The sequence below is a fragment of the Photobacterium carnosum genome, from assembly GCF_002849605.1.
Taxonomy (GTDB): domain Bacteria; phylum Pseudomonadota; class Gammaproteobacteria; order Enterobacterales; family Vibrionaceae; genus Photobacterium; species Photobacterium carnosum.
The window spans coordinates 1-4,435 of the sequence record NZ_NPIB01000049.1 but is presented as its reverse complement, the minus strand read 5'-3'; the positions used below and the strand labels follow the sequence as shown (position 1 = coordinate 4,435).

At 33.6% G+C, this 4,435-nt stretch carries 6 protein-coding genes; all 6 read right to left on the bottom strand.

Annotation, left to right across the window (positions count from 1 at the left end):
* On the bottom strand, window positions 1–266 hold a 266-nt coding region (locus CIK00_RS21230; RefSeq protein WP_144043203.1), incomplete at its 3' end, for a hypothetical protein.
* A 69-nt stretch (window positions 267–335) separates the two neighbouring features.
* Window positions 336–527, bottom strand: a complete 192-nt coding sequence (locus tag CIK00_RS20865) for a hypothetical protein (RefSeq protein ID WP_101770439.1) — start codon at window positions 525–527, stop codon at window positions 336–338.
* A gap of 24 nt (window positions 528–551) precedes the next feature.
* Window positions 552–977 (bottom strand): replication/maintenance protein RepL, encoded by a 426-nt coding sequence (locus CIK00_RS20860; RefSeq protein ID WP_101770438.1) that lies wholly within the window; start codon window positions 975–977, stop codon window positions 552–554.
* Between the two features lie 604 nt (window positions 978–1,581).
* The gene (locus tag CIK00_RS20850) at window positions 1,582–2,694 is read right to left on the bottom strand and encodes a hypothetical protein (RefSeq protein WP_101770436.1); all 1,113 of its coding nucleotides are present in this window, start codon (window positions 2,692–2,694) and stop codon (window positions 1,582–1,584) included.
* Between the two features lie 1,209 nt (window positions 2,695–3,903).
* Window positions 3,904–4,116 carry a hypothetical protein gene (locus CIK00_RS20845; RefSeq protein WP_101770435.1) on the bottom strand — a complete coding sequence of 71 codons (213 nt, stop codon included), beginning with the start codon at window positions 4,114–4,116 and terminating at the stop codon, window positions 3,904–3,906.
* A partial coding sequence (locus tag CIK00_RS21590; protein WP_233426589.1) for a hypothetical protein occupies window positions 4,113–4,435 on the bottom strand: 323 nt, incomplete at its 5' end. The genes CIK00_RS20845 and CIK00_RS21590, both read right to left, overlap by 4 nt.

Below are 4,435 nucleotides of genomic sequence, written 5' to 3'. Positions count from 1 at the left end.
CGATGAATGTTTAATTCATCGCAAAGATCAATAGCTGTCAAAGTACAACAGCCACTAGTGTCTATTGAATTGAATATATGTAAGATGAGCATACGCGCTTTAAAAGTAACAGCTCTAGTAAACTTTGGATCAAAAGCTGTTGATTTAATAGAATTTAATAGATTATTTCTTGAGAGTTTTAGCTGATTGGTGGTTGTTTTTATAGCAGTCGCATTTGATCCATCTTGTAATAATACAGATAGATCTATATTCTTTGATGTAGTCATTGTTAGCTCTCTATTAGCTAGTATTGATTAGTTCTTCTGGTGGGGTGCAACCCATCAGAAGAACCTTAATTAAATAACATTATGTTTTTTTAAAATCGGATATAATATATTTTTTTGTTTTACACTTAATGATTTTCTTCTTCTATATTCTGAAGACAAACCTCTTAAAAAAGATTTCTCCCAATCACTTAATTGTTCATATATTGTTTTTGTTATATATATTTTATCTATAGCTAATATCATCTTTTCTTCATTTGTCATTATATTTTTCTTCTTATTCTTACTCTATAATTTGTTATATCTAATCAATACATCCATTCTTTTTCCATGATGCCCTTTAAATATCACATTCGGATTCAATAGATAAACTCCTCGATGTACCATTTTCAAAATATCATTACTAATTAATGTACTAATAACATCCGTCACAGTCTGCTTTGATACATTTGCACCCTCGGCAATATCAGCCTGTCTTGCAATAATTCGATTATCATTATCTTTATTTTCTAACAACCAAGTTACTACTTTTATACGTTGGCTACCCAAACAATCAAGGGCTTGCATAATATGTCCGAGCCAAATTTTTTCAAAATTAAAATCAGTTGAGGATGCCTCTACTACATTTAGTTCTACAATTTCACCCGTTTTTTGATTGATAAAATTCTGAGTACCGACAATTTTAGTTTTTTTTGTCGTAGTTCCTTTCTTCATTGTTTTTTAGTTCCTAGTTAGATTAGGATTAATATAATCTATTTCAAACTTCTGTCAACAATTAAATCCTAGTTAAACTAGGATTTAATTCCTAGAATACTAGGATTTAGTTCCTAGAATACTAGGATTTAGATTTTTAACTAAGTTATTAAAATACAATAACTTATGCTATTAAAGTGAAATATTACTCTAAATCTAAATCCTTTAAGGCGATCACTTATGTCTCATGTGGACAAGTGTTGATAACAAAAAAGCGCGTTATCAACACTTGACGCACAATCGCCAAATGACCGGTGGTTGGTCGCGTTAAGTTTTCGCTCCGCGATCAACAACAATTTTTTATTTTTATTTTTCTTTCCTGTACAGCTCTCTAAGCACTCAGTATTTATTTAGGCTTGTCGAGCTATGGCTTTTTAGTGGAAAGGCTCTCTACGTTTGATTTTGGCGGCTTAAAATCGATTTGTGAGGAGTATTTTTGGCTCTTGCTCTATCCCGAAGGGATATTAAGCGCTTTTGACCATGTATCAGAGTGTTCCAGGGGGATGTTCGCGTGGGACGGACTGGACGCGAAAAATAAACTTGCCCGCGCCCTGTCAGGCCGCTTTTAACGTGCAGCGTTCTCGTTGATAAAGTGCAGTATCTCAGACCTAATAGCGTCCCGTGTAATTAATTCATATTGTGATAATTCGTTATTATCTATACGTTGATTAATAAAATTATCGATCTTATTTAATATCTCAGACTTAATTTTGTTTTTATCATTATTAGTTAATGCTTTCTTTATTATATCGAATAAATTGATTTTGATGTTTTCAAAATCTAATCTAATAATATAAGCATTGTCTTGTTTGATTTTGTTGTTTGCAAAATCAGCGAAAGGTTTTAATTCTTGTTTGATTTCATCGACTGTTAATTTATAGCGATTGAGAAACTTCTCACCAAGTTTATTGAAGTAGCTAGTCAGATCTAAAATATTAAAAACGATCTCTTTTTCATATTTTGATTTGTTTCTTTTAATGTCTAATTTAAGTAATTCCAGATCACTTAAATTACGCTTGGCTTTTCTACTTAATGCAATAGCATCAATTTTCTTAGCAACCTTATATCGCCCGTAGAAGTTTTTTATTAGTTTTTTCGGATAATCTTCTTTATGTGATCGTTTGTATTCAGCTTGTAATAATTTAAATAAGGCAAAACATTGTTTCCTCATTTCAGAAAAAACAGGCATACGTTGTAATGAGTAAAAACATTGTTCAATGTGATCGCTGTTTTTGTGCCGACATGCGTTTTTAATTCGTTGTTCAAATTCCGCATAATTGTCGTTCGTCATGCGCCATGTCCAAGTGACCTTGTCACTCTTTTGGATTCTCACTAACTCATGACCAGTAATGATTAGCCGGTTCTTTTTGTCTTTTAGTTCGTATAACTTTTCGCACTCAGCTACGGCCCCAAACCCTTCTGATACCATCAGCCAAAAATAAATATTTTGATCTTCTTGAAGTAAAACAATTGTTGTATTGGCCTCGCCTCTTTTTTTTGCACGATAGCGCATTTGTTTTGTGGCACTAATACGATAACGATCTTCAAGTTTATACAGAAATGTTTCGAGTTTTTTTGATTTAATTATTCCAGAACTATATCGAGAATAACCGCCCCTGGCGGCGGTTGTTTGGATAAATTTCATCGCATCAACTTTGTATGTAAAAACTTCGTACATTCTAAATTCTCTATGAAAAAATAATTTGGGATAAAGAACATTCTAGCACGAAAGCTAAAAATCACACTGGAGACTCCGTTATAAAATACGGAGGTGGAGATAGCGTTAAAAGAGATTCCAAGACAACCTCAAAAAATCGCCCTAAGCGATTTTTCTGCGGTGGTTGATTCATGCGGAAAAGCTGATACTCTGACTGCTCTTAATGCTTCGTTCTGCTACAAACGAACGGGACTAATCTGCCTAACAGATCAAACCAAATGCTCTTTAACTTTGACGGGAAACATAACTATTTAAGCTAAGTACAAACATTAAAATCATCGACTAGCCATCTTTGATTTGAGATCAATTTTTACCAGATTTTGATCTCTGCTAATGCTGAAGCCGTATGCCCGTAATTGGGCTGGTACGGCATACGTCGGGCGCTAGGAACTGAAATGTTCTTTTCGACCCAATCCATATTTTTGGAAAAAAACAAAAGATATTGGGCGACACGGAAACGGGAACATAGGTGACTATGTAAACCCTGTTATTAGTAAAATGGTGAAAATCCATATTGAGGGGTGCTGGAAATGGTACAACTCAATCTTGACTGGTGGGCTGCTGAGAATGTCGTGAGGCATTAGGAGCATGAGGAGAAATCTGGACTGTTCGGTACTAGTTGGCGCAAGCTGAATAGATCGCTGTATAGCTCAAGCCAGTAATTGCATCGGTTGACGTTGCATTCGAGTAAGTAATATTAAGCCATGTCTTTAGTGACTGGTCATGAACGATGATAACGGAACTTGGTAAGGGAGAGGCTTTGGAATCTCGCTCCCCTGAAATCATTATTTAATAATGTAAAGTGATGGGTTTTTGTTTGAGTTCGGTGGCGTAATATTTCGATATTAATAACTAACGTGGGAGTCTCTTGTTTTATTTTCAAACGTGGCTCGTTTGATAGAAATAAGAGAGGGAGACTAGATGATTAGACTAAAAAAATTAAATAGACGATATGATCGAAGTTTATTTAAGAGCTCACAATTAAGCTGCTGGTAATAGCTATGTGTGAGAAGATTAATTTTGTTTTTTACAAGATTATGAGAGTTGAAAGTTTAGGGCATTAGCAAATGTTTAAGCTATAAATAACCCTTGGCGGGGTTGTTTGTTGTGTTTCTCAGATTATTTTTTGAGAAGTCCTCCCCTTTTAGGGGGGGACGAACTCAACATTAATTATAATTGTACCGCTTTAAATCCATTATTCATTACATCTTGAATATCAACACAATTGATTAGCCAACGTGAGCCAACACTTTTCCAGCTATCATCGTTTTGCTTATATTCCACGTTTTCTAAACGAGCAATAAAGCCCTTATTCGTTGAATATATTTTTTCTAGTTCGCAGTTAGTACGAATAGTTAATTGTTCGTTGTATATATATTTCATTCATTTATTTCCTTTACTATAATATATTCATTATTTTTAATTTCACTATAAGTAGCTATAGGAATATTCTTTATATTCTGATTTTTTCTTTGTAAAGTAAACGTAAATATAGTTTTATTTTTATTCGTGTTTAATTTTATATCATATATGGCAGTAGTCTTAATTATATCTATATATTTATTTACTCTTGTGCGATGAATGTTTAATTCATCGCAAAGATCAATAGCTGTCAAAGTACAACAGCCACTAGTGTCTATTGAATTGAATATATGTAAGATGAGCATACGCGCTTTAAAAGTAACAGCTCTAGTAAACTTTG

What these genes read in the sequence shown, in the direction of transcription:
- CIK00_RS20865 (WP_101770439.1), bottom strand. Translation starts at nt 527, where the DNA reads ATGACAAATGAAGAAAAGATGATATTAGCTATAGATAAAATATATATA.
- CIK00_RS20850 (WP_101770436.1), bottom strand. Translation starts at nt 2,694, where the DNA reads ATGTACGAAGTTTTTACATACAAAGTTGATGCGATGAAATTTATCCAA.
- CIK00_RS20845 (WP_101770435.1), bottom strand. Translation starts at nt 4,116, where the DNA reads ATGAAATATATATACAACGAACAATTAACTATTCGTACTAACTGCGAA.
- CIK00_RS20860 (WP_101770438.1), bottom strand. Translation starts at nt 977, where the DNA reads ATGAAGAAAGGAACTACGACAAAAAAAACTAAAATTGTCGGTACTCAG.